Here is a 24086-nt window from a genome sequence, read left to right on the forward strand (position 1 = left end):
CTTCCTGCTAGTAGGCGAAATCTAGGACGTCGTCGGACTTGCGCCCGCCGGGCTTGCCGGGCCCGCCGTCGCCGTCGCTATCGGCACCATCCGGTCCGCCCGCTCCGTCGCCGTCGTGCCCGTTTCCGGGCAGCACCTCAGGCATGGCAGACGGAACGCCGCCGCGGACATACTTCGCCAGCAGTCCGACCTCGACCACAAGCAGGGCCAGGTAGATCACCGTGAAGGAGATGACTGAGAAGAGCAGTTCGGCCTTGCTGACTCCCGGGGAGACCGCTGCCGCCGTGAACATAAACACGTTGTCTATGCCGGTGAAGCTGGGGTTGGGCACCACGACGAAGGGCTGGCGGCCCATTTCCGTGAAGATCCAGCCGGCGCTGTTGGCGCCGAACGGAGCGAGGATGCCGAACACAGCCAGGCGCATAAGGCCCTTGGACTGCGGCACGGTGCCCTTGCGGGTGACCCACAGCGCCACCGCGGCAGCCACTGCCGCAACACCGCCGAAGCCGATCATGATGCGGAAGCCCCAGTAGGTCACGGCCATGACCGGCAGGTAGTCGATCTCCTGGCCGGCCTGCTCGCCGTACATCGGGTCATCAGGCAGGTGGGTGCCGTAGTTTTCCTGGTACTCCGGGATCAGCGTGTTCACGCCGTCCACGGGCGTGTTGAAGTCGCCGTTTGCCAGGAAGGACAGGACGCCGGGAACCTCGATCAGCGTCTTAACGTCGTCGCAGTCACGGGCACCCACGTCCCCGACGGACAGGATGGAGAACGAGGTGCCGTTGTGGCAGGCAGCTTCCGCGGCAGCCATCTTCATTGGCTGCTGCTCGAACATCAGCTTGCCCTGCAGGTCGCCGGTGATGGCGGTGCCGGCAAAGGCGACAACGGCAACGGCGGCACCGATGCGCAGCGCCTTGATCCAGACGGCGTGGTCCGTCGTGTCACGGCCGATAGCGGCGTCCTCGCCCACGATCACGCGGCCGTTCTCATCCACCGTGTCGATGCCGTCGCGGCGCCGCTTCCACAGGTGGTACCAGGAAATGCCCAGCAGGAACCCGCCGGCTACGGCGAAGGCGCCGGTGATCGTGTGCGGGAAGGCCACAAGGAGCGTGTTGTTCGTAAGGACAGCCCAGATGTCCGTCATGACGGCACGGCCGTCCACCAGCTCCACGCCTACCGGATGCTGCATCCAGGAGTTGGCGGCAAGGATGAAGTAGGCGGAGAGCGCAGAGGCTCCCGTTGCCAGCCAGATAGTGGCCAGGTGCAGCTTCTTGGGCAGCCGGTTCCAGCCAAAGATCCACAGGCCCAGGAACACCGATTCGGTGAAGAAGGCCAGGAGGGATTCCAGCGCCAGCGGGGCGCCGAAGACGTCGCCAACGAAGCGGCTGTATTCACTCCAGGCCATGCCGAACTGGAATTCCTGCACCAGGCCGGTGGCCACACCCATGATGAAGTTAATCAGGAAGAGCTTGCCCCAGAACTTGGTGAGGCGCAGATACTCTTCCTTGCCCGTGCGAACCCATGCGGTCTGCAGGGCGGCAACCACCAGCCCCAGGCCGATGGTCAGCGGGACCATCAGGAAGTGATACACCGTCGTAATGCCGAATTGCCAGCGGGCAATGTCCAATGCTTCCACGTGCAGGTCCTTAGTTATGTCATGTTCTACAAGCGGTAGAAAACCCTTCTTCTACGAATCGTAGAACACCAGGCGACACATTTCTACGTGACGTAGAGAACTTCCGAAAAAGTCGGTATTGTTAAGCTCCTCGGCAGGACCCGGCAGGGTCCGCTGTGAGGGACAACCAGCCCGGGGCGAACTCCCGGACCAGGAACCAGAAGAGACAAAGGAAGATGCGGACTATGGCGACTCTTGGAGAGCTCGAGCGTGCGATGATGGACCTCCTCTGGGAGTCCGCCGAGGCGTTGACCGCCAATGAACTCCGCGAACGCCTGGCGCAGAATGACGCGGGACGCGCCGAGGCAAAGGGCCTGGCCGTGACCACGGTCCTCACTGTTCTCTCCCGGCTCGAGAAAAAGGCCCTGGTGGCGCGGGAACGCGACATCCGTCCGCACCGCTACCGGGCAGTGACAACACGCGCGGAGCACACAGCCGAACTTATGCATGAAGTCCTCGGATCTGCCAACGACCGCGAGGCTGTCCTGGCCCGGTTTGTTGGTTCCGTCTCGGCAACCGAAGCGCAGACACTGCGCAGGCTGCTCGACGGCGCCTAGGCCCGCCGGCCGGCCCGCCCGATGTTCTGGGCCTCCTATTTCCTGGCCGCGCTGGCAGTAATTCTCGCGTGGCCCGTCCCCGTCTTTCTGTCACGGGCCAAATGGCCCGCACGCTCCCCGTTCACCGCGATGGTGCTGTGGCAGTCGATAGCGCTCGCCGGCGGTTTGTCGATGATCGGTGCAATGCTCACCTGGGGTCTGGAGCCTATCGGCGACAACCTGGCCCAGGGACTCAGCGGACTCTGGGACATCCTCATGCAGCGGCGGTCAGTTGCATCGCTGGGCCTGGTCCACGTGTTCGCCATCAGCGCAGCCGTTCTGCTGAGCGTGCATCTTGTCTTCACCCTGCTGCTGACCTACTACCGCATTGTCACCGGGCGCCGGCGCCACAGGGACATGCTCAATCTGCTCAGTTCCCCGTCAGTTGATACGCCTGCCACCGTGGTAATCCCGCACCCCTCCCCCGTGGCGTACTGCCTCCCGGGCGGAGCCAAGTCCGTCACCGTGCTCTCGGACGGGCTGATGGACATCCTGACGGAATCGGAACTCTCAGCCGTCCTGACCCATGAGAAAGCCCACCTCAGCCAGCATCATCATCTGCTGCTCTGGGCCTTCGCAGCCTGGCGGGCGGCGCTGCCGTGGCTTCCCACCTCGCAGCTCGCGCAGCATGCCGTCAATGAACTGATCGAAATGCTCGCTGACGACGAAGCGCTCAAGCGGGTGGACAGGCCAACGCTGATCCGCGCCGTGGCAATAGTGGGCTCGGCCACTGGATCCGGTGCGGAAACCGCTGCAAGCCTCCCCGGTTCCTCAGGTACTGCAGTCACGGGCGGCGGCTCCGACGACGAAATCGACATGGCGGCACGCCTTAGCCGTCTCCTCACGCCGCGGCCCCCGCTTTCCGGCTGGGTAAAAGCCCTCATTCAGGCTGCGGCCGTGCTGCTGCTGGCGGTTCCCACCGTGCTGCTGTTCGCGCCGGGCCTGATCCACTGAGCCGGGCCTAATCCACTGACCAGGCCGGACCCGGGCCGGGCTGCTAGGCGTCGATCCGGTCGCGGTCCAGCATCGCAGCACCGGCGATGATGAATTCCTTGCGCGGCGCAACGTCACTGCCCATAAGCAGTTCGAAGGTCGACTCATCAACGTGCCGCTCGGCCTCTTCGGCTTCGCTCAGGCGGATCCGGCGCAGTGTCCGGTGGCGGGGGTCCATGGTGGTTTCCGCAAGCTGGTCGGCGTCCATCTCACCCAGACCCTTGTAGCGCTGGATCGGTTCCTTGTAGCGCTTGCCTTCCTTCTCCAGGCGGTCCAGCAGCTGATGCAGCTCCTTCTCGCTGTACGTATAGACCATTTCATTGGCCTTGGAGCCGTGGTTGATGACTTCGACCCGGTGCAGGGGCGGAACAGCGGCGTACACCCGCCCGGCCTCTACCAGCGGACGCATGTACCGGAAGAACAGCGTCAGCAGGAGAGTGCGGATGTGGGCCCCGTCGACGTCGGCATCCGTCATGAAGATCACCTTGCCGTACCGTGCCGCATCCAGCTGGAAGCTGCGGCCGGACCCTGCGCCCACCACCTGGATTAGGGCGGCGCACTCGGCGTTGGAGAGCATGTCCGAGACGGAGGCCTTCTGGACGTTCAGGATTTTTCCCCGGATGGGAAGCAGCGCCTGGAAGTCGGACGAACGGGCCAGCTTGGCCGTGCCTAGAGCGGAGTCGCCCTCCACGATGAACAGCTCGGAACGCTCGTTGTCGTCGATCCGGCAGTCCGCAAGCTTGACGGGCATGGACGAGGTTTCCAGCGCGTTCTTGCGCCGCTGGGTTTCCTTGTGCACCCGGGCCGAGATCCGGGACTTCATCTCCGAGACGACTTTTTCGAGAAGCAGGGCAGTCTGTGCCTTGTCCCCGCGCGCCGTGGAGTTCAGCCTGGCGGTGATCTCCTTCTCAACGACCTTTGCGACAATGGCGCGGACGGCTGAGGTGCCGAGGATTTCCTTGGTCTGGCCCTCGAACTGCGGCTCCGCCAGCCGAACGGTGAGCACGGCCGTCAGGCCCGCAAAGACGTCGTCTTTCTCGATCTTGTCGTTGCCTGCCTTGAGCTTGCGTGAGTTGGCTTCGATGACCTTGCGGAAGGTCTTCAGCAGGGCCTGCTCGAACCCGGCCTGATGTGTGCCGCCCTTCGGCGTGGCAATGATGTTGACGAAGCTGCGGATGCTCGTTTCGTAGCCGATTCCCCAGCGCAGGGCGATGTCCACCTCGCACTCGCGCTCGACCTCAGTGATCTTGCTGTGGCCGCGCTCATCAAGCACGGGCACGGATTCCTTGAACTTGCCGGCTCCGTGCAGGCGCCAGATATCCGTAACGGGTGCGTCTGCGGCGAGGAACTCGACGAACTCCGAAATACCGCCGTCGTGGTGGAACACCTCTTCGACCGGCCCGTCTTCGCCGGGGGTACCGGGCAGTCGGCGTTCATCACGGAGGGTGATGCGCAGTCCCGGCACCAGGAACGAGGTCTGGCGGGCACGGGCTTCAAGCTCGGCGTAGGAGAACTTGGCATCCGGAGTGAAAATCTGCCGGTCAGCCCAGTAACGGATGCGTGTTCCGGTAACGCCGCGCTTGGCCTTGCCGACCACCTCAAGCTTGCTGCTCTCCAGGAACGGGGTGAATTTGGCATCCGGTGAGGGTTTGGACCCGGAGTCTGCAAAGACACCGGGCTCGCCCCGGCGGAAGTTCATCTGGTAGGTCTTCCCGGCACGGTCCACCTGGACGTCAAGGCGGGATGAGAGTGCGTTGACCACTGAGGCGCCCACACCGTGCAGGCCACCGGACGCGGCGTAGGAACCGCCGCCGAACTTGCCGCCCGCGTGGAGCTTGGTGAACACCACCTCCACACCGGACAGGCCGGTCTTGGGTTCAATGTCCACGGGTATGCCGCGGCCGTCGTCATGGATTTCCACGGAGTTGTCCGCATGCAGGATGATCCTGATGCTCTGTCCGTAGCCAGCCAGGGCTTCGTCCACGGAGTTGTCGATGATTTCCCACAGACAGTGCATAAGCCCGCGCGAATCCGTGGAACCGATGTACATGCCCGGACGCTTTCGGACAGCTTCAAGGCCCTCGAGCACTGAAAGGTGTCGGGCGTTGTACTCAGTATCCAGGGGGACCACGGTGCTGAACTCCTAGGGCCGTCGAACGGCCTTGTTATGCGTTGGGAAGCCTTGCGGCTGGCCAGCCGGCGGAAAACCGGCCTCCTATAAGGTTAATGCCCTCCGGTGACAGAGGATGGCAGCGACTCAGCCGGGGGCACCGTTCCTGCCTTCCACAGGACCGCGGGCAACGGTTGAATCCGCGGGTGTGACGTACTCATTGGTACGCGCAGAGCGAAAGACACGCCCTAATGGAAAGCCCAGTCCCACAAAGGTGGTTATATGAAGTATCAACACCCTTAAGGAGGCACTCATGACAGCAGCAGTTGCTACACGTCAACTAAACACGCTGGACCGCTGTGACCGCTGCGGCGCTCAGGCCTATGTGCGCGCGGTACTCGAATCCTCCGGTGGGGAACTGCTTTTCTGCGCTCACCATGCCCGGGCGGTGGAGGCCAATCTTCGGCCCCTGACGTCCGAATGGCAGGACGAAAGTGCACGCCTGCACCAGAAGGCCGGTTCCCCGGAGGACTAATTCCGCGGACCAGCTGTTCAGACTTGGCGACGGCCCCTCCTGCTGGAGGGGCCGTCGTTCTGTTCTAAGGGGACGTTCTGTTCCGAATGGACGTTGTGTTCGCGGACATGCTTAAGACAGCGGGTATTCGTCTCACGCCCCGGGCAGTGAAACAGCGAACACCTCAGCCAAAAGGCAGGGCCCCCGCACCTGGTGCGGGGCCCTGCCTTTTGGCTGTCGCCGGTTCCTAGTCCAGGTAATCCCGGAGGACCTGGGAACGCGACGGGTGGCGCAGCTTGGACATGGTTTTGGACTCGATCTGGCGGATCCGCTCGCGGGTCACACCGTAGACCTTGCCAATCTCATCCAGCGTCTTGGGCTGGCCGTCGGTCAGGCCGAAGCGCATGGCCACCACGCCTGCCTCACGCTCGGACAGGGTGTCCAGCACAGAGTGCAGCTGCTCCTGGAGCAGGGTAAAGCTGACGGCGTCGGCCGGAACAACAGCCTCGGAGTCCTCAATCAGGTCGCCGAATTCGGAGTCGCCGTCCTCGCCCAGCGGCGTGTGCAGCGAGATCGGTTCGCGGCCGTACTTCTGGACCTCGACAACCTTCTCCGGGGTCATGTCCAGTTCCAGGGCCAGCTCTTCAGGAGCGGGCTCGCGGCCCAGGTCCTGAAGCATCTGGCGCTGGACACGGGCCAGCTTGTTGATGACCTCAACCATGTGGACCGGGATACGGATGGTGCGGGCCTGGTCGGCCATGGCGCGGGTAATAGCCTGCCGGATCCACCAGGTGGCGTAGGTCGAGAACTTGAAGCCCTTGGTGTAGTCGAACTTCTCAACTGCACGGATCAGGCCCAGGTTGCCTTCCTGGATCAGGTCGAGGAAAAGCATGCCGCGGCCGGTGTAGCGCTTGGCAAGCGACACCACCAGACGAAGGTTCGCTTCGAGGAGGTGGTTCTTGGCGCGCTTGCCGTCATGGATGATCTGCTGCAGGTCGCGCTTCAGCTTGGGATCCATGTCCGGGTCAGCGGCGATCTTCTCTTCGGCGTAGAGACCCGCCTCGATACGCAGCGCCAGGTCCACTTCCTGCTCGGCATTCAGCAGGGCTACCTTGCCGATCTGCTTCAGGTAGTCCTTGACCGGGTCGGCGGTAGCACCGGCGGAAACAACCTGCTGGGCAGGTGCGTCGTCGTCGTCAGCGTCGGAGTAGACGAAGCCGGAGCCGGTGGGAGCCGCTTCCGGAGCGTCTGCTTCGGCTACTTCAACGTCAGCGGGCTCGGCATCGGCGTCATCGGTGTGGACGTCGGTGTCCTCAGCCGGCTCCGCAGCCTTCTTGGCCTTTGCCGCGGCGGTCTTGGCCGGGGTCTTCCGAGTGGCAGGCTTGCGGGCGGGCTTGGCCGCCGTTTTGGTGCCTGCGGCAGGAGCCGCCTCGGCAACCTCGGCTGCGGCAGTCACAGTGTCAGTCTCTTTGACAGCAGTTGTCTTTCTCGCGGACACAGAAAACCTTTCAATACGGCGGGCTGCGATATCACCATGGGGGCAACACCACTATGACCCTGTCAAGTCCGTGCTCTAACCCAAGTGGTCCATACGCGGTGCTCTTCATCAGAAAACACACCACGCACTGTTCCTATTCCCGCCTAAGACGGAAGCGCGGAACGACACTTGGTACACGAACCCAACCGGGTCTCGGTTCCCATTGTCGCATGCTTTAGGGCAACGTCACCACCGGAGGAGGCGGTTCGGGAACCGGAGCCCGGCTCAAACCGGCCGCGGCATGCGCACATCCTTACAACACGGGCGCACCCCGCCAGGCAGTCTCCGGCGACTGCGACCACTTCGGCAGCTCCCCGCGGCGGAGCAGCTCCCGCAGCAGCACTGCCAAACGGTAGCCGGGTTCTTCCCCCAAGGCGCCGGAGAGGTAAAGCTCGGCACGTGAACTGCGCCCCCGCGCCCACTCGATCCAGCCCAGCAGAGTCAGCAGCGCCGCGGCCTGTTCACCGCCCGCCATCAGCGCCAGCTCGCTGAACGCCCCGTACGCGCGGTCCAGCCGGTCCCAGTCCGGAGACAGCCGGCTGTTTCCTATCAGCACGGCGCGGAACAGGACACCTGCCTGGGCAGAACGCCCCGATACGGGGCCGGCCTCACCCCCCAGCCAAAGGCCTGAACCCTCCAACGCCGTTTCCATGCCCAGGGCGGCCAGGACCAGGACTGTGTCCCGAACCGGCTTCACTGCCAGGCTGGCGAGCAGCAGTGCGTCGTCTTCAGCCTGCCGGTCAGCCCGGAGGGTTCCGGAGCTGCCGCGCACCGGCGAACCCGGTGAATTGGGCTGCGGCATGGACCTGATCCGCCTATCCCAGGCTTCCAAAACCGGGCCGAACTTCCCTGGCCTGGTCCACAACCCCAGCATCCGCTGTGAAACAGAGTCAACGGCGGCGTCCAGGTCATCATTCCGAAAACGGCCGGCACCGCCCACCGTGTCCTGGAGCGAGGACGCGTAGGCACTGCCGCGGTACACGAGCTCGGCGTTGAGCCGGCTTTCCATGACGTCGCCCAGCGGATTCCCGGGCCAGGGGCAGCATCCGCTGTCACCGCAGAAATAGTCACGCCAGATCCCCTGTCCCACCAGCCACCCGTCTCGCAGCCGGATGCCGTTCTCCGCGAGGTCTTCCGTCAGGAGTTCCACCACGCCGCTGTAGGGCGGCGGTGTCCCCTCTTGCCAGGGCAGGTCCGTGTACATCACCATCAGCACCCCGTCTGTCTCGTCATCCCCGGCAAGGAGGGAGCTGATCCGGGCCGTGTAGGCGCAGACCAGGCCGAAATCCCCGCTCCCGCCATCCTCCGCCGCATATGAGGCATCCGGAAGGTCCAGCCTGAGGGTGGCTCCGAGCCGGGAGCCGCGCAGTCCCAGCAGCACCAGCGATTCCTGCGGCCCGAAGCCCAGGCAGTGCGGTACGAAGGCAAGAATGTCCTGCGGCGAACCCACCCGCAGGGTTTCCGGCGCCCCGCGGCCCGCCGCCGACGGCTCAGGGCCTGGTGGACCTTCCGGGCCGCGGGTCGGGATCTTGCCGGCTGCTGATCGCGGGCCGCTGGCGTCAGGTCCGGTTCCTTGGGAATCGTTCATGGGGCAAGACTGCCCCTGCTGCTTCGGCGATGAAGCGGCTGCGGCTCCGGATCCGGACAACTACCCTGGCGGGGGCTCATGTGGAGGACAGGACAGGACGGTGCTGCCAGCGGAGGTGCAGAAAGGGTGCAGGGAACCGGCAGGAAGCTGTTGCTACTTCGCGCCTGGGCCTGAACCGCCGTCGGAGGCCCGGTCCGGTTCGGATCCGGTGTCGGGAGCGGTTTCTGAATCATCCGCGGGTTCGGTTCCGGTTTCATCCGCATTGCTGCGGTTAGGCTCCGCACCCTCACGCTCTTCCCTGCGGCGGCGGCGGTCGCGCGCGAGGGCTTCGCGGAGAGGAGGCAGGTGAAGGCCTTCGGTCGCCATCGCTGCGCGGACCTTCCGCCGGTTCCGCAGGATGCCGGCCACGCCCAGCGCCATGACCAGGAACTGCACCGCGAGGGCAATGCGGAAGGACATGAGGCTGTACAGGTTGCCGTCAGAGAACCCGGTATTGAAGAGCACATCGAGTACCAGGCCAACCAGGTACATCGAGACCAGCGAGGCAACGAACCCGCCTATGTTCACGATTCCGGTTGCGGTGCCCAGCCGGCTGCTGGGGTTGTACGTCCTGGCGAAATCAAAGCCGATCATGGATCCCGGTCCGCCGATGGCAAGCACGGCCACAAGGCCGGCCAGCACCCAGACAGGAGCCTGGCCCGGCCAAAGCATCACGGTCAGCCAGGCGCCGGCCATTGCGGCAGCGATGAGCAGGACCATGGTTGACCGTCTCAGCGGATGCCGGCCAACCCAGGAACCCAGCCACGGACCGCAGAGGATGGCAACGGCCACGAAGAAGGTCATCAGGAAAGAGGCAGTGCCCGGGGAAACCTGTTCCCCGCTGACCAGGTATGGGTAGCCCCACATCAGCACGAACACGGTTCCGGGGAACTGGATGGTGAAGTGGGTCCACATACCCAGCCGCGTGCCGGGATGCCGCCATGCAGCAGCCAGGGAGCCGCCCTGCAGTCCGGCCTTCGGGGCGCGGACCACCCCTCCGGGCTGGTTGCGGATCAGGGCCAGCGACAGGACAAAGGCCACCACGGACAGCGCGGCGGCACTGAGGAAGGCGGTGTTCCAGCCCAGGGCGTGCAGAGCCAGCGCGAAGGGGATGGCACTGGCGATCTGGCCCAGCTGGCCAATGATGCCCGTCCACTGGGTCAGTACCGGAACCCGGTGCGGCGGGAACCACGCAGGAAGCAGGCGAAGTACGGAAATGAAGGTCAGGGCATCTCCGGCACCAACCAGCGAACGCCCGGCGATACCGGCAGCAACGCTGTCCGCCATGGCCAGCTGGAACTGCCCGGCACACATCAGCGCAGCCCCGGCAGCAATGAGCAGCCTCGGACCGAAACGGTCCACCAGCATGCCCACCGGAATCTGGAGGCCGGCGTAGACCAGCAGCTGCACAACCGTGAAGACGGAAAGAACCGATGCAGTTGCGTCGAACCGTTCAGTGGCTTCGACGCCGGCGACGCCGAAGGCCGTCCGCTGGGTAACGGCCACCATGTAGGCGAAGACTCCTGCGCCCCAGACAAGCCATGCTCCCCTGTGCTTCACCGGCAACCTCCGTCGGGAGAAGCGGCGGCAGGTTTACGAAGTGCCGCTGCCCCCTTGGGTTCCCGGACGGTCGTCCGTGCCGGGAAGGCTGTCGGGGCCATTCGGTTCAACGCTGTCCTCATCCTCGTCTGCGTCCGGGGTTTCACCTTCCGGTTCCCGGCCGCCGTTTCCAACAAGCAGTGCCTCGGTCTCTTCTTCAGCCTGCGGGCTGGCCAGGTACGCCTCGACGGCGGCACCGAGCTCCTCGGCGTCGGGCAGCTCGTCATTGTCCTTGACCAGCAGCGACCGGCGGGCCGTGCTGCCGGTGAATTCGTCGTACCGGGTTTCCAGCGTCGCAACCACGCCGCGGACTTCCGCGGAAGCTTCAACCTGTTCGGCAATCTGCTTCTCGACTTCCCGTCCTGCTTCCCGCAGACGGTCGGTCGGCAGGACCAGATTAGCCGCAGCACCAAGGTATTCAAGTGCCGCCACGGCAGCCGGAGGGAATTCAGCGTCGGAAAGGTAATGCGGCACGTGGACCACATGGCCTACGACGTCGACTCCCGCCTCGGAGAGCCGCAGTTCAAGCAGATGGCCCACGGCCGCCTGGATCTGGGCAGTCGGCTTCCAGGAGCTGATGCCTTCAATAAGGTCCGGCCTGTTGCCGTGGGCGGTGACGCCAATTGGCCGCGTATGCGGAACCGGCATCGGTACCGAATGCACCCAGGCAACCAGCGAAACATCCAGCGCCTGGACAAGCCGCAGCACGGCGGCGGTGAACCGTTCCCACTGGAAATCAGGTTCGAAGCCCGTCAGGAACAGGAACGGCTCCCCCAGCCCGTCATAGAAGCGGTGCAGCTCGATCCGGGGCGGCTCGTATCCGGTGAAGTGGTCTTCAACGAACGTCAGCTGCGGACGGCGGGCACGGTAGTCGATGAGCTGGTCGGCATCGAATGTGGCTACCAGATCATGTTCAAGGTTCTCAAAAAGTTCGTCGCGGACCTGGGACACCACATGGCCTGCCTCGCCGAAACCCGTGAAGCCGGCAAGCAGCCGCAGCCCGTGAAGTTCGGAGGAGGCGGCCAGTTCCGGATCCAGGTTAAACAGGGTCAGCGGATCAAGCATGTTGTACCTTCCTGCCACTCGTCCCGTTGGTTTGCGGGTGCGCCTGGAAAACAAAGCGCGAAGTTGTCAATCCCTTACTCAAGGGTAAACGCCGGGACGGGGCCGATTCATTCCGTGCAGCGCGCATGACGTCGGCACCCCGGACGGCGGAAGAGACTACGATCGATAGAGCAAAGCACCGAGAACACACAAACGTGAGGATGAAGCTTCGTGAGCAAAGCCAGTGAGCCAGACCTGCAGGTAATCTCCCGGGACGTACGCAAGGTCCAAGCGCAGGCCCTCGTGGTCGGCGTCGGGCAGAGCCCGGACGGACCGGTACTGGTGGACAGCCCGCTCTCTCAGAAGTCTTCCTCGGCTGTTGCCGGATCCTTTGCCCTGCTGGGTGTCACGGGTGCCGCGGACCAGGTTGTCCGCCTTCCCGGCCTCCCGGAACTGGACGCCGAAATGCTGGTTCTGGCAGGACTGGGACCGGTTGCTGCGGGTGAACCGCTGAGCACTGAAGCCCTGCGCCGTGCCGCGGGATCCGCTGTCCGCCAGCTGGCCGGGACAGAAACCGTGGCCCTGGCCCTGCCCGCTGCCACAGTGGAGGACGCCGCTGCCGTCGCCGAAGGCGCCCTGCTTGGTGCCTACAGCTTTACCGAATTCCGCAGCGCCCATTCAGCGAAGGCACCGGCTGCGGTTTCCAGGATCACGGTAATCACCAGCACCGCCGGTGAAGCGGAATTGAAGTCCGCCATGGAACGGGCGCAGGTAGTTGCCCGGGCCGTGAACGCCACCCGGACCCTGGTCAACCAGCCCCCCAGCCACCTGTACCCGGAAACCTTCGCTGCCGCAGCCCGGGAGGCCGCACGGCCGCTGCCGGTCAAAGTCACGGTCTGGGACGAAAAGAAGCTTGAGCGTGAAGGGTTTGGCGGCATCCTAGGCGTCGGCAAGGGCTCAGCCCGCCCGCCCCGCCTGGTGAAGGTGGAGTACTCCCCCGCCCGCGCCAAGGCCAAACTGGCCCTGGTGGGCAAGGGAATCACCTTCGATTCCGGCGGAATCTCCCTGAAGCCCGCTGCCGGCATGCAGGCCATGAAGTCTGACATGGGCGGCGCCGCCGTCGTTCTCAATGCCCTCCTGGCCATCGCCGAGCTGGGCCTGCCCGTAAAGGTGACCGCGTGGCTGTGCCTGGCGGAAAACATGCCCTCGGGATCCGCCCAGCGGCCTTCAGACGTGCTGACCACCTACGGCGGCCGCACGGTGGAGGTGCTGAACACCGACGCCGAAGGCCGCCTGGTGATGGCTGACGGCCTGGCGATCGCCAGCGAAGAGGAACCAGACGTGATCATCGACGTCGCCACCCTCACCGGCGCCCAGATGGTCGCACTGGGCAACCGTGTTTCCGCCGTCATGGGCGAAGACGGGGTCCGCGACGCCGTTAAGGCAGCCGCAGACCGCGCCGGAGAACTGTTCTGGCCCATGCCGCTGCCCGAAGAACTGCGTGCCAGCCTGGATTCGCCCACCGCGGACCTTGCCAACATCGGTGAGCGCTTCGGCGGCATGATGACCGCAGCGGTGTTCCTGCGCGAGTTCGTTGGAGAGGTCGACGGCGTGAAGATCCCGTGGGCCCACCTGGACATCGCCGGGCCCGCATTCAACGAAGGCGCCCCGTACGGCTACACGCCCAAGGAAGGAACGGGCGTCGCAGTGCGGACCCTGGTCTCCTACGCCGAGGACGTCCTCGCCCGGGCGGTATAGCACCGCCTCATGTTTCGCGTGCAACTTAGAAGGGCAATTGTTGCGCGTGTTTCTGGTTACATTCGCCTTCCGGCCCACTTCACCGAGTGGATGCCGGGGAAACTGGGCGATAGTGTGAAACCTATTCACAACCGCCCGAATCACTAACCGACGCGCCATCAGTGCGTCAACAGATTACGCGAGGGAGCGTCCACGTGGCCGAAGAGGCAACTGCGCAAGAGTTCGACATCCTGATCCTCGGTGGAGGAAGCGGCGGCTACGCCGCAGCACTCCGCTCCGTGGAACTGGGCTTTTCCGTTGGGCTGATCGAAAAGGGGAAGCTGGGCGGCACCTGCCTGCACAACGGCTGCATCCCCACCAAGGCACTGCTGCACTCGGCTGAAATCGCCGAAAACGCCAAGACGGCGGAGAAGTACGGCATCAAGGCCACCTTCGACTCCGTGGACATGAACGCGGTCAACTCCTACAAGGACAACATCATTGCGGGCAAGTTCCGCGGCCTCCAGGGCCTGATCAAGTCCAAGGGCATCACCGTGATCGAGGGCGAAGGCCGGCTGACCAGCGAGAAGACCATTGAGGTCAACGGCCGCACGTACACCGGATCCAACATCATCCTGGCCACCGGCTCCTACTCCCGGTCACTCCCGGGCCTGGAAATCGGCGGACGCGTCATCACCTCCGACCAGGCGCTGACCCTGGACTACGTTCCCAAGAGCGCCGTGATCCTCGGCGGCGGCGTGATCGGCGTCGAGTTCGCATCCGTGTGGAACTCCTTTGGCGTGGACGTCACGATCGTGGAGGGCCTGCCCTCGCTGGTTCCCAACGAAGACGCTTCCATCATCAAGAACCTGGAACGCGCCTACAAGAAGCGCGGCATCAAGTTCAGCACCGGCATCTTCTTCGAGAAGGTGGAACAGAATGACGACGGCGTTGTTGTCACCCTCGCTGACGGCAAGACCTTCGAAGCTGAACTGCTGCTCGTAGCAGTCGGCCGCGGACCGGTCACGGCGAACCTCGGCTACGAGGAAGCGGGCCTGACCATGGACCGCGGCTTCGTCATCACCAATGAGCGCCTGCACACCGGCGTCGGCAACGTTTACGCCGTCGGCGACATTGTTCCCGGCCTGCAGCTGGCCCACCGCGGCTTCCAGCAGGGCATCTTCGTCGCCGAGGAAATCGCCGGCCTGAAGCCCGTTGTCGTCGAGGACGTCAACATCCCGAAGGTCACCTACTGCGAACCTGAGATCGCCTCCGTTGGCCTGACCGAGGCCAAGGCCAAGGAAAAGCTCGGCGCAGAGAACGTCCAGGTCCAGGAATACAACCTTGCCGGCAACGGCAAGACCTCCATCCTGGGCAGCTCCGGCCTGATCAAGATGGTGCGTGAGAAGGACGGCCCCATCATTGGCGTCCACATGATCGGCGGCCGCATCGGCGAGCAGATCGGTGAAGCACAGCTGATCGTCAACTGGGAGGCCTACCCCGAAGACCTGGCCGGCCTGCTGCACGCGCACCCCACGCAGAACGAAGCCCTCGGCGAGGCTGCCATGGCCCTGGCCGGCAAGCCGCTGCACGGCTAAGAGGCCCACAGCAACAGTTTTTCCCTGGTGCACCCGGCGCCATAGCTGCCGGGTGCACTAGGCTTCAAACCAACCAGCACCAGCGGTACGGCTGGTCAGAGAACTAACAAGGAGAAACGGGGACAATATGTCTGAAACCGTGAACTTACCCGCCCTTGGTGAGAGCGTCACCGAAGGCACCGTTACCCGCTGGCTGAAGCAGGTAGGCGATACCGTCGCCGTTGACGAGCCCCTGCTCGAAGTGTCCACCGACAAGGTCGACACTGAAATTCCTTCGCCGGTAGCCGGCGTCATCGAGGAAATCCTCGTAGCTGAAGATGAGACCGCTGAAGTTGGCGAAGCGCTGGTGCGCATCGGCGACGGCTCCGGTTCCTCCTCCGATTCCGATTCCCCGGAACCGGCGCAGGAAGAAGCAGCCGCCGAAGAAGCTCCGGAACCCGAAGCCAAGGAGGAAGCACCCGCTGCCGAGGAAGCCCCCGCTGAGGACTCCGGCTCCGGCGATTCCGGTGACAGCACCGAGGTCACACTTCCGGCACTGGGCGAAAGCGTCACCGAAGGCACCGTCACCCGCTGGCTGAAGTCCGTGGGCGACGACGTAGCCGTTGACGAGCCCCTGCTTGAGGTCTCCACTGACAAGGTAGACACTGAGATCCCGTCCCCCGTGGCCGGCAAGCTCCTGGAGATCAAGGTCAACGAAGACGAGACCGCAGAGGTCGGATCCGTCCTGGCCGTCATCGGTTCCGGCTCCGCTGCCCCCTCAAAGGCAGAACCGAAGGAAGCCGAGCCTGTCGCTGCCGCGCCGTCGACCGAGCGTGAAGAGCCCGTAGCCGAGCCCAAGCAGGAGGCTCCGAAGGAAGAGGCTCCGAAGGAAGAGGCTCCGAAGCAGGAAGCCCCCAAGCAGGAAGCCGACAAGGAAGAGTCCGGCTCCGGCACTTACGTCACTCCGCTGGTCCGCAAGCTGGCCAACGAGCACGGCGTGGACCTCTCCACGGTCAAGGGCACCGGAGTTGCCGGACGCATCCGCAAGCAGGACGTCCTGGCAGCAGCCGAATCGGCCAAGGCAGAGGAACCGGCAGCAGCAGCGCCGTCGTCGTCTGACAAGGCTGCTCCGGCCAAGATCAGCGAGGAAAGCGCCAAGCTGCGCGGCACCACGGTCAAGGCACCGCGGATCCGCCAGACCATTGCCCGCCGCATGAAGGAGTCCCTGGACACCTCGGCACAGCTGACGCAGGTCCAGGAAGTGGACATGACCCGCATCGCCACGATGCGGCAGAAGGCCAAGGCAGGCTTCAAGGAGCAGAACGGTGCAAACCTGACGTTCCTGCCCTTCATCGCCAAGGCAGTGGTTGAGGCACTCAAGGCGCACCCGAAGCTGAACGCCTCCTACGACAGCGAATCGCAGGAGATCACTTACCACGACGCCGAGCACCTGGCGATCGCCGTTGATACTGAAAAGGGCCTGCTCGTTCCGGTCATCAACGACGCCGGCGACCTTAACCTCGCCGGTCTGGCCAAGCGCATTGCCGATGTCGGAGCACGTACCCGCAGCGGCAAGATCGGTCCGGATGAGCTCTCCGGCGGCACCTTCACGATCACGAACATCGGCAGCGTCGGAGCACTCTTCGACACCCCGATCATCAACCAGCCCCAGGTTGGAATCCTGGGCACCGGTGCGATCGTGAAGCGCCCCGTGGTCCGTACGGATGAGGACGGCAATGACACCATTGCCATCCGGTCCATGATGTACCTCTCGCTGACGTACGACCACCGCCTGGTGGACGGCGCCGATGCCGGCCGTTTCCTTCAGACCCTGAAGGCACGACTGGAAGAAGGCAGCTTCGAAGCCGATCTGGGCCTCTAAGCGCTAAAGCACGCGGACAGGCGGGCGTCCCCTCAGGGGGCGTCCGCCTTCGCATTATGTGGCCCCCGGCATGGGAATTTCTACCCGTTGTAGAATAGTTACCGGAATAATTACGCACCCTGACATAGTGTCGGTAAGATCGAAAGCATGGACTTCCTTCACAGCTTCCTTGTCTTCCTCCACATCCTCGGAGCCGGCATCATCGTCGGCATCTGGGTTGCCAAGATCAAGAACCCCACCGTGATGCCCGGCCAGTTCCACGCCGCACTGCTGCAGCTGGTGACCGGCATCCTGCTGGTGGGCGTCAACGAGATGGGCGACGGCGATGTCAACCACATCAAGATTGCGGTCAAGCTCGCCATCGCACTGGTCATCGCCGTCATGGCCTTCATCGGCCAGCGCAAGTACAAGAAGGACCAGCCTGTTTCCGGTGTCCTGGCAAACGGCGTGGGCATCCTTACCGTGGTGAATGTGGCCCTGGCCACCATGTGGTAACCAACCCCTAAGAGCGGCAAGCGGTTCAGCCGCCCGGTTCCTCCCCTTCGTTTCGGAGGGGAGGAACTTTTTTGTGCCTCTGCCCAGGGAGCCACCGGAACGCAGCAGGTCTGGCAGCAGGGCTCCGGGCCTGCAAGGATTGCGTCAGCAGCCCGGGCAGCCGCCCCGGCGCCACCTGTGAATAAGGAGAGCTTCCATGGCTACTGTCCGTTCAGCACACACCGTCTGGAACGGGGACCTGTTCCACGGCAAGGGTGAAGTCACCCTGGACTCCTCCGACCTCGGCACATTCGATGTCACATGGAAGGCACGCGCGGAAGAAGCCGAAGGGCGGACCAGCCCGGAGGAACTGATCGCTGCAGCACACTCGGCCTGCTTCTCCATGGCCTTCAGCAATGCCCTCGCGGAGGCAGGAAAGACGGCAGAACGCATCGAAACTGCCGCCGAGGTCTCCTTCGTTCCCGGCACCGGAATCACCGGCAGCCATTTGCGGGTCAACGCCGTGGTGCCGGATCTGACCGCCGAGGAATTTACCGATATTGCCGAGTCCGCGAAGACCGGCTGTCCGGTATCCCAGGCACTATCCGGTATCACCATCACCATGGATGCGACGCTGGAAACCTAGGTTCCCCACGCCGCCAGGACAAAAAGGACCTCTCCCCCGCCGGGAGAGGTCCTTTGGGGTATTGCCCGCCAATGCGGGCGCGTACTCTCCCTTACAAGCGAGCTTGGCCCGGGGGCCAAGGGAGCGGTTTCGAAACGACCGCAACTGCGTCTGAAGGTGAAGATATGAACCTCACGCCAAAAGAAATCGACAAACTCTATGTCTACCAAGTGGCCGAGCTGGCCCGCAGGCGGCGGGACCGGGGAACCAAACTCAACGTCAGCGAAGCCATCGCCCTGATCTGCGAGGCAATCCTGGAAGGCGCTAGGGACGGCAAAACGGTCGCTGAAGTGATGGAGCTTGGAAAGCACATCGTTTCCGAGAGCCAGTGCATGGACGGCGTCCGCGAGCGGCTGCCCCTGCTGCAGGTCGAAGCAACGTTCGTCGACGGCAGCAAGCTGGTCTCCTGCCACGATCCGATCGGGGTGTGACTTGACCCGGCCCACGGAGCCGGATGCGACGGTAGTGCTGGTCGGAGGACACGAGAGCGGAAACGGCGAGGATCTGTGTTTCGTGCCGGATTTCCTGCCCGGGTCCCTTGTCACCCCCGCCGGTCGCCCCCTTCACAATCTGCTCACGCGGCTGCTTGGCCGCAGCAGGGATGCCGACGGCTCAGTTCCACAGCCGGTAGTGGTGCTTCCGATGACTTTCGGGCGCAATCCCACTCTTGTTGCCGACACAGCCAAGACGCTTCGATGGCTCGGCACCGGGGACAGCAACGGAGATGCCGCAGCACCGCTGGCGCTGGCCGATGCCTTTGGAACGGGCGACCACCTCACAGCCTGGCTAAGGACAGCAGCCGTCGAAGTGCGCAGGCGGTCAGCGGAAGCGGCAATGCTGATTACTGCCGACGCCGCGAACCCGTTCGACGACGCCGAACTCTACCGCATCACCCACCTGGTGCGGACGCACGGAGCAGGCGTCCCCGTCGAGACGGCAGCTGCGGGCAGCGCGGCCGGGCTCCTGGAAGCGGTCCGGCGGCTCCGTCTGCTTGGAAGCAAACACACAATCGTCGTTCCGGCGGGCTTTCGCCGTACTCCGGTCGTTTCCTCAGAACTGGTGCCGTACGGCTCAGGCGATTTCTCCGACACTGAGTTCTACGGCGGACTGCTCAGTGAGAGGGCTGTGCTGCGGGTCATCGGCGAGCGTGTCCGCGACGCCCTTCACGCCCTCAGCCACGGCCGTACCGGCGTAGAAGCAGGGCTGCAGGCTGACCACGGCCACGGCTACGCCCATTCCCACGCATTTGAGGAGTCCGTCGGCCACTCCCATCCGCACAGTCACGGCACGGGCGCAAGCCATCCGCACAGCCACCCCGCCCCGATCGGCAGGAATTGACCGGGTCCCCCACCAAACACCACATGCAGCGACCCTGCACCGCTAGGGAAGGACAGATCATGCTGGGCACCCCAAGTTATGACCATAAGCAAGAGGACATTGAGATAAACGCCGGCCGGCCAAGTGTCACCCTGCTGGTAAGCAACACCGGAGACCGCGCGGTGCAAATAGGCTCGCACTTCCACTTCTTCGAAACCAACAAGGCCCTGCTGTTCGAACGTGAACGCGCCTACGGAATGCATCTGGATCTTCCCGCAGGCACCGGCGTCCGGATCGAGGCGGGTGATACCAGGGAGGTAACCCTCACCGCCTACGCCGGAAACCGGCGCGTGATCGGCTTCAACAATCTCGTTGACGGCGGACTCGACGCAGCGGACACCAAAATCCGCGCCATGGAACGGATGCGGGAACTCGGGTTCCAGGACGGGAAGCCCACCACCAAACCAACTGCCGGTAATAAGGGCGGCGCAGGCAAAACCGGCGCCGCAAAAGAGGGGAAGAAGTGATGGCAAGGATCCCGCGCAAACAGTACACCGACCTCTTTGGCCCGACTACCGGCGACCGGGTGCGCCTGGCGGACACCAATCTGGTAATCGAGATCGAGAAGGACTTCAACGAAGGCCATTACGGCGATGAAGTTGTCTACGGCGGCGGCAAGACAGCCCGCGACGGCATGGCCGCAGATCCCCAGGCGACTTCCGCTGAGGGAGTCCTGGACCTGGTCATAACGAACGCCATCATCCTGGACCCGATTCTCGGAGTCGTTAAAGGCGACATCGGCATTCGCGACGGAAAGATAGCCGGGGTCGGCAAATCCGGGAACCCGCACACCCAGAGCGGAGTCGACCCGCGCCTGATCGTTGGCCCAGGCACCGAACTCCTCGCCGGTGAACACTTCATCGCCACAGCCGGAGGCATCGACTCCCACGTGCACTACATCTCCCCCGAGCAGGCCCTGGCAGCGCTTTCAAACGGCATCACCACGCTTTTTGGGGGCGGCACGGGGCCGACGGACGGTACTAACGGCGTTACAACCACCCCAGGCGTCTGGAATATAGCCACGATGCTTAGGTCCATCGAGGCGATGCCGGTCAACATGGGCATTCTTGGAAAGGGCAACGGATCACTGCCGGATGCATTGATCGAGCAGATCGAGGGCGGAGCGGCGGGACTCAAGGTCCATGAAGACTACGGTGCCACCCCGGCGGCACTAAGCAGGGCGCTCTCCGTTGCGGACGATTACGACGTCCAGATCTCGGTGCACACAGACAGCCTCAACGAGGCCGGATATGTAGAGAACACGCTGGACGCCATCGACGGCCGCACCATCCACACCTTCCACACCGAGGGCGCCGGCGGCGGGCACGCCCCGGACATCATCAAGGTGGCCGGCTACCCCAACGTGCTTCCGTCGTCAACGAACCCCACATTGCCTTACACGGCCAACTCCGTGGATGAGCTGCTGGACATGGTGATGGTCTGCCACCACCTCTCCCACGACATCCCCGAGGACGTCGCCTTTGCGGACTCGCGCGTCCGCGCCGAAACGATCTCGGCGGAGACCGTTTTCCACGACGAGGGCATCATCTCGATGGTGTCCTCCGATTCCCAGGCCATGGGGCGCATCGGTGAATCCTTTATGCGCACCTTCCAAATTGCGCACCACTGCAAGGACCAGCGCGGCAAGCTGCCGGAAGACAGCGCGGACAATGACAACTTCCGCGTGCTGCGGTTCCTTGCCAAGATCACCATCAACCCGGCCATCACCCAGGGTGTCTCCGATTACATCGGGTCACTGGAAGAGGGCAAAATGGCCGACATCGTGCTCTGGCCGATTCAGTCCTTCGCCGCCAAGCCGAGGCTGATCGTTAAGGGCGGCCTGATCAACTGGGCGCTGATGGGAGACCCGAACGCTTCGCTGCCCACCCCGCAGCCGGTGTTCTACCGGCCTATGTTCGGTGCCCAGGGCAAGGCGCTGCAGAGCACCAGGGCGACCTTTATGTCCAAGGCAGCCATTGACAAGGGCGTGCCGGAAACGCTTGGCCTGGAGAGCCAGGTCCTGCCGGTGCACCGCTGCCGCGGCATCGGGAAGGAACATATGGTCCGCAACAATGCCACGCCGGATATCACGGTGGATCCGGAGACCTATGACGTGACCTATAACGGCACGCTGGCGAAGATACCCCCGGCGCAGTCCCTGCCGCTGACCCAGCTGTTCTTCCTGGCGTAGGAACACAGGATGTCGGACGTAAGGCAGCTGCTCACCAGCCTGCAGTTCGCGGACTCGGCCTTTCCCAGCGGGTTCTACACAATGTCACACGGACTCGAGGGCTACAGCCAGGCCCGCCTCGTCTCGCGCGGGGATGTGCAGCCCCTGCTGGCGGATCTGCTGCTGCACTCCGTTGGACCCGGGGATGCAACGGCACTCGCCGCGGCACACCGCGCGGCGTCCGACGGCGACATCGAACTCGTTCAGGAAATCGACCAGCTTCTCTTCGCTTCCAAGCTGAACGCGGAAATGCGCACGACCTCCGTGCGCAGCGGTCACCAGCTGATCGATCTCGGTGCCGAGCTGATTGAGCAGCCACTGCTCGCTGAATACGGCGCCCGGGTACGGAGCCGGGCCACCCCCGGTTGCCAGCCGGTCGCCTCGGCCGTGATTTATGCGGCCAACGGCGTGCAGACCCGGCAGGCCGTGGCCTCGGACCTGTTCGCCTTTTCGGCAAGCTTCGTTGGTGCCGCACTCCGCCTGCGGCTGACTGACCACCGGCATGCCCAGGCCGTCCTGCTGGAGACGGCTGGAGTGATGGAGCAGGCCACAGATGCCGCGCTTGAACGCGGCCTCGCTGACCTTGGCGGCTGCGTGCCGCTGGCCGATGTTATGTCCGCGCAGCACGAAAAAGCGGAGGCACGGCTCTTCGCCAGCTGACGCGGGCAAACGAAGGAAGTTCGGGACGGCACCGGAAGGTGTACAGACCCAAAGATGCAGAACACCGGAAATGAGGAAGTTATGAGCGAGAACGTGTTGAGGATCGGTATCGGCGGACCGGTAGGCAGCGGCAAGACTGCGCTGACGGAGGCCCTCGTCCCCCGGCTCATCGCGGCCGGCCGAACCCCGGGCGTCATCACTAACGATATCTACACCCAGGAGGACGCCCACCATGTCCGCCGGGAGCTGGACGGCATCCTGGACCCTGAGCGTGTCATGGGGGTCGAGACCGGTTCCTGCCCGCATACGGCCGTGCGGGATGATCCGACCATGAACCTGGCCGTCGGCGCCGAGATGCTGGAACGGTTCCCGGACATCGATACCCTCATCTACGAATCGGGCGGCGACAACCTGACCCTGACCTTTTCCCCGGCCCTGGCAGATGTGTTCGTGTTCGTGCTGGACACTGCCGAGGGCGAGAAAATGCCCCGCAAACGCGGACCGGGCATTACGGACAGCGACATCCTGGTGATCAACAAGATCGATATAGCGCAGTACGTACGCACGGACCTGGGCGTCATGGAGGCCGATGCGCACCGGGTACGCGAAGACAGGCCGGTGGTGCTGACCAACTCACTGACCGGGCAGGGGGTCGATGAGCTGTACCAGCAGATCATGACGCAGTGGAACGGTGCCAGAACCGAGCTCATCGGATGACGGTCAAAGCCGCGGAACCGGAAAGCACCGCTGGCCCCCGGCTGAGTCCGGCCCCTCAGAAGCCGGCTCCCCAGGCCGGAGGCCGGCCCCCGAGCACGGGCGGTTACCGGCTCGAACCGGCGTACTACGAAGCGGTCCGGGTGCCGGAGGAAGTGCTGCGCCACGCGGGCTCACCGCGCAGCCTGCCCGTCGGCAGCCCGGGCAAGGTCGGCGTGCTGCAGCTTGGCTTCGACCGCAACCGCGGCCGGACCGAACTGGTGGAGCATTACCAGAAGTCCCCGCTGCAGATCATGCATCCGCTGTACTTCAATCTGCTGCGCCCCGACATGCCCTACACCTACCTGATGTCGTCCGGCGGAGGCATCCTGCAGGGAGACCGGCAGCGCACCGACCTGCGGTTCAGTGCCGGAACGTCGGCGCACGTGACCACCCAGGCCCATACCCGGATCTACCGCATGGACTATGGGTACGCGACCGCCGTCGTCAACATCGCGGCTGAAGAAGATGCCTATGTGGAGTACCTGCCGGACCCGGTTGTGCCCTTCGCGGATTCGCGTTTCTACCAGCAGACGTCGGTGGTGCTGGACGAGTCCGCGACGCTGCTGCTGGGCGAGACCGTCTACGCCGGCCGGCTGGCGCGGGGTGAGCGGCACGCCTATGACGTATATGCCTCAGACTTTGAGGTACGTCGTCCCGACGGCCGGCTGGTAGCCCTGGACAGGGTGCGGCTCTGTCCCGGGGACGGGGAAGACGGCCGCGGCGTAAACGGATTGGGTGTGCTGGCGGGCCACGATGTGCTCGCTATGCTCTACGTCTTCACTCCCCTCGTTCCCCCGGCGCAACTGGCAGACTCGCTGTCCCGGGCAGTTCGCGAAAGCGGGGGTGACCTGATCTTCGGGGTGAGCACCCTGCCCGGCGATACCGGCGTGTGGATGCGGCTGCTTGGCAACGACACTGTGGCCGTGGCGGCCGCGAACACAGCAGCTGCATCCGCCATGCATGAGCTGCTGACCGGGAAGCAGGCTCCCCTTATTCGGAAGAACTAGGAAGGG

At 64.2% G+C, this 24086-nt stretch carries 19 protein-coding genes and 2 pseudogenes; 15 read left to right on the forward strand and 6 right to left on the reverse strand.

Annotated features, from left to right (window positions below):
* Nucleotides 1–7: 7 nt before the first annotated feature.
* A complete protein-coding gene (locus AO716_RS13890) occupies nucleotides 8–1636 on the reverse strand; it encodes a cytochrome ubiquinol oxidase subunit I (RefSeq protein WP_055241686.1) in 1629 nt (542 codons plus the stop codon).
* A gap of 224 nt (nucleotides 1637–1860) precedes the next feature.
* On the opposite strand from AO716_RS13890, the gene AO716_RS13895 reads away from it, so the two are divergent.
* Nucleotides 1861–2232, forward strand: a complete 372-nt coding sequence (locus AO716_RS13895; protein ID WP_055241689.1) for a BlaI/MecI/CopY family transcriptional regulator — start codon at nucleotides 1861–1863, stop codon at nucleotides 2230–2232.
* A gap of 21 nt (nucleotides 2233–2253) precedes the next feature.
* On the forward strand, nucleotides 2254–3225 hold the full coding sequence (locus AO716_RS13900; protein ID WP_055241692.1) for a M56 family metallopeptidase: 972 nt from the start codon (nucleotides 2254–2256) through the stop codon (nucleotides 3223–3225).
* 43 nt (nucleotides 3226–3268) lie between these two features.
* Here the strand turns inward: AO716_RS13900 and AO716_RS13905 are convergent, their stop codons facing one another.
* On the reverse strand, nucleotides 3269–5395 hold the full coding sequence (locus AO716_RS13905) for a DNA gyrase/topoisomerase IV subunit B (RefSeq protein WP_055241694.1): 2127 nt from the start codon (nucleotides 5393–5395) through the stop codon (nucleotides 3269–3271).
* Nucleotides 5396–5687: 292 nt separating this feature from the next.
* On the opposite strand from AO716_RS13905, the gene AO716_RS13910 reads away from it, so the two are divergent.
* A complete protein-coding gene (locus AO716_RS13910) occupies nucleotides 5688–5909 on the forward strand; it encodes a hypothetical protein (protein ID WP_055241697.1) in 222 nt (73 codons plus the stop codon).
* A gap of 226 nt (nucleotides 5910–6135) precedes the next feature.
* Here the strand turns inward: AO716_RS13910 and AO716_RS13915 are convergent, their stop codons facing one another.
* The 4 genes and pseudogenes from AO716_RS13915 to AO716_RS13930 form a co-directional block, all read right to left on the reverse strand.
* The gene (locus AO716_RS13915) at nucleotides 6136–7344 is read right to left on the reverse strand and encodes an RNA polymerase sigma factor (protein WP_235472088.1); all 1209 of its coding nucleotides are present in this window, start codon (nucleotides 7342–7344) and stop codon (nucleotides 6136–6138) included.
* A 334-nt stretch (nucleotides 7345–7678) separates the two neighbouring features.
* Nucleotides 7679–9013, reverse strand: coding sequence for a DUF4192 domain-containing protein (locus AO716_RS13920; protein ID WP_055241701.1), 1335 nt, complete (start codon nucleotides 9011–9013; stop codon nucleotides 7679–7681).
* Nucleotides 9014–9166: 153 nt separating this feature from the next.
* Nucleotides 9167–10561: an MFS transporter gene (locus AO716_RS13925; RefSeq protein WP_082413625.1), complete on the reverse strand. Its 1395-nt coding sequence runs from the start codon at nucleotides 10559–10561 to the stop codon at nucleotides 9167–9169.
* Between the two features lie 261 nt (nucleotides 10562–10822).
* A pseudogene (locus tag AO716_RS13930) lies at nucleotides 10823–11716 on the reverse strand (proteasome assembly chaperone family protein); the annotation flags it as partial.
* Nucleotides 11717–11926: 210 nt separating this feature from the next.
* Between AO716_RS13930 and AO716_RS13935 the strand changes: the two are divergent.
* The 12 genes and pseudogenes from AO716_RS13935 (at nucleotide 11927) to AO716_RS13990 (ending at nucleotide 24080) form a co-directional block, all read left to right on the forward strand.
* Nucleotides 11927–13453 (forward strand): leucyl aminopeptidase, encoded by a 1527-nt coding sequence (locus AO716_RS13935; protein WP_055241703.1) that lies wholly within the window; start codon nucleotides 11927–11929, stop codon nucleotides 13451–13453.
* 194 nt (nucleotides 13454–13647) lie between these two features.
* Nucleotides 13648–15030: a dihydrolipoyl dehydrogenase gene (gene lpdA, locus AO716_RS13940; RefSeq protein WP_055241706.1), complete on the forward strand. Its 1383-nt coding sequence runs from the start codon at nucleotides 13648–13650 to the stop codon at nucleotides 15028–15030.
* 127 nt (nucleotides 15031–15157) lie between these two features.
* Nucleotides 15158–16891, forward strand: coding sequence for a 2-oxoglutarate dehydrogenase, E2 component, dihydrolipoamide succinyltransferase (sucB, locus tag AO716_RS13945; RefSeq protein WP_055241708.1), 1734 nt, complete (start codon nucleotides 15158–15160; stop codon nucleotides 16889–16891).
* Between the two features lie 147 nt (nucleotides 16892–17038).
* Nucleotides 17039–17386 carry a hypothetical protein gene (locus AO716_RS13950; protein WP_055241710.1) on the forward strand — a complete coding sequence of 116 codons (348 nt, stop codon included), beginning with the start codon at nucleotides 17039–17041 and terminating at the stop codon, nucleotides 17384–17386.
* 196 nt (nucleotides 17387–17582) lie between these two features.
* On the forward strand, nucleotides 17583–18011 hold the full coding sequence (locus tag AO716_RS13955; protein WP_055241713.1) for an OsmC family peroxiredoxin: 429 nt from the start codon (nucleotides 17583–17585) through the stop codon (nucleotides 18009–18011).
* A gap of 164 nt (nucleotides 18012–18175) precedes the next feature.
* On the forward strand, nucleotides 18176–18481 hold the full coding sequence (locus AO716_RS13960; RefSeq protein WP_055241715.1) for an urease subunit gamma: 306 nt from the start codon (nucleotides 18176–18178) through the stop codon (nucleotides 18479–18481).
* Between the two features lies 1 nt (nucleotide 18482).
* Nucleotides 18483–19388 (forward strand): cobalamin biosynthesis protein CbiX, encoded by a 906-nt coding sequence (locus tag AO716_RS13965; protein ID WP_152969968.1) that lies wholly within the window; start codon nucleotides 18483–18485, stop codon nucleotides 19386–19388.
* 59 nt (nucleotides 19389–19447) lie between these two features.
* Nucleotides 19448–19756 (forward strand): annotated as a pseudogene (locus AO716_RS13970) (urease subunit beta); the annotation flags it as partial.
* Between the two features lie 137 nt (nucleotides 19757–19893).
* The gene (gene ureC, locus AO716_RS13975; protein WP_055241721.1) at nucleotides 19894–21618 is read left to right on the forward strand and encodes an urease subunit alpha; all 1725 of its coding nucleotides are present in this window, start codon (nucleotides 19894–19896) and stop codon (nucleotides 21616–21618) included.
* Between the two features lie 9 nt (nucleotides 21619–21627).
* Nucleotides 21628–22317, forward strand: coding sequence for an urease accessory protein UreF (locus tag AO716_RS13980; protein ID WP_055241723.1), 690 nt, complete (start codon nucleotides 21628–21630; stop codon nucleotides 22315–22317).
* Between the two features lie 81 nt (nucleotides 22318–22398).
* On the forward strand, nucleotides 22399–23034 hold the full coding sequence (ureG, locus tag AO716_RS13985; RefSeq protein ID WP_055242287.1) for an urease accessory protein UreG: 636 nt from the start codon (nucleotides 22399–22401) through the stop codon (nucleotides 23032–23034).
* On the forward strand, nucleotides 23031–24080 hold the full coding sequence (locus tag AO716_RS13990; protein ID WP_082413567.1) for an urease accessory protein UreD: 1050 nt from the start codon (nucleotides 23031–23033) through the stop codon (nucleotides 24078–24080). The genes ureG and AO716_RS13990 overlap by 4 nt, the downstream gene beginning before the upstream one ends.
* Nucleotides 24081–24086 lie beyond the last annotated feature (6 nt).

This window comes from Arthrobacter sp. Edens01 (assembly GCF_001307035.1).
In the GTDB taxonomy this organism is placed as follows: Bacteria; Actinomycetota; Actinomycetes; order Actinomycetales; family Micrococcaceae; genus Arthrobacter_B.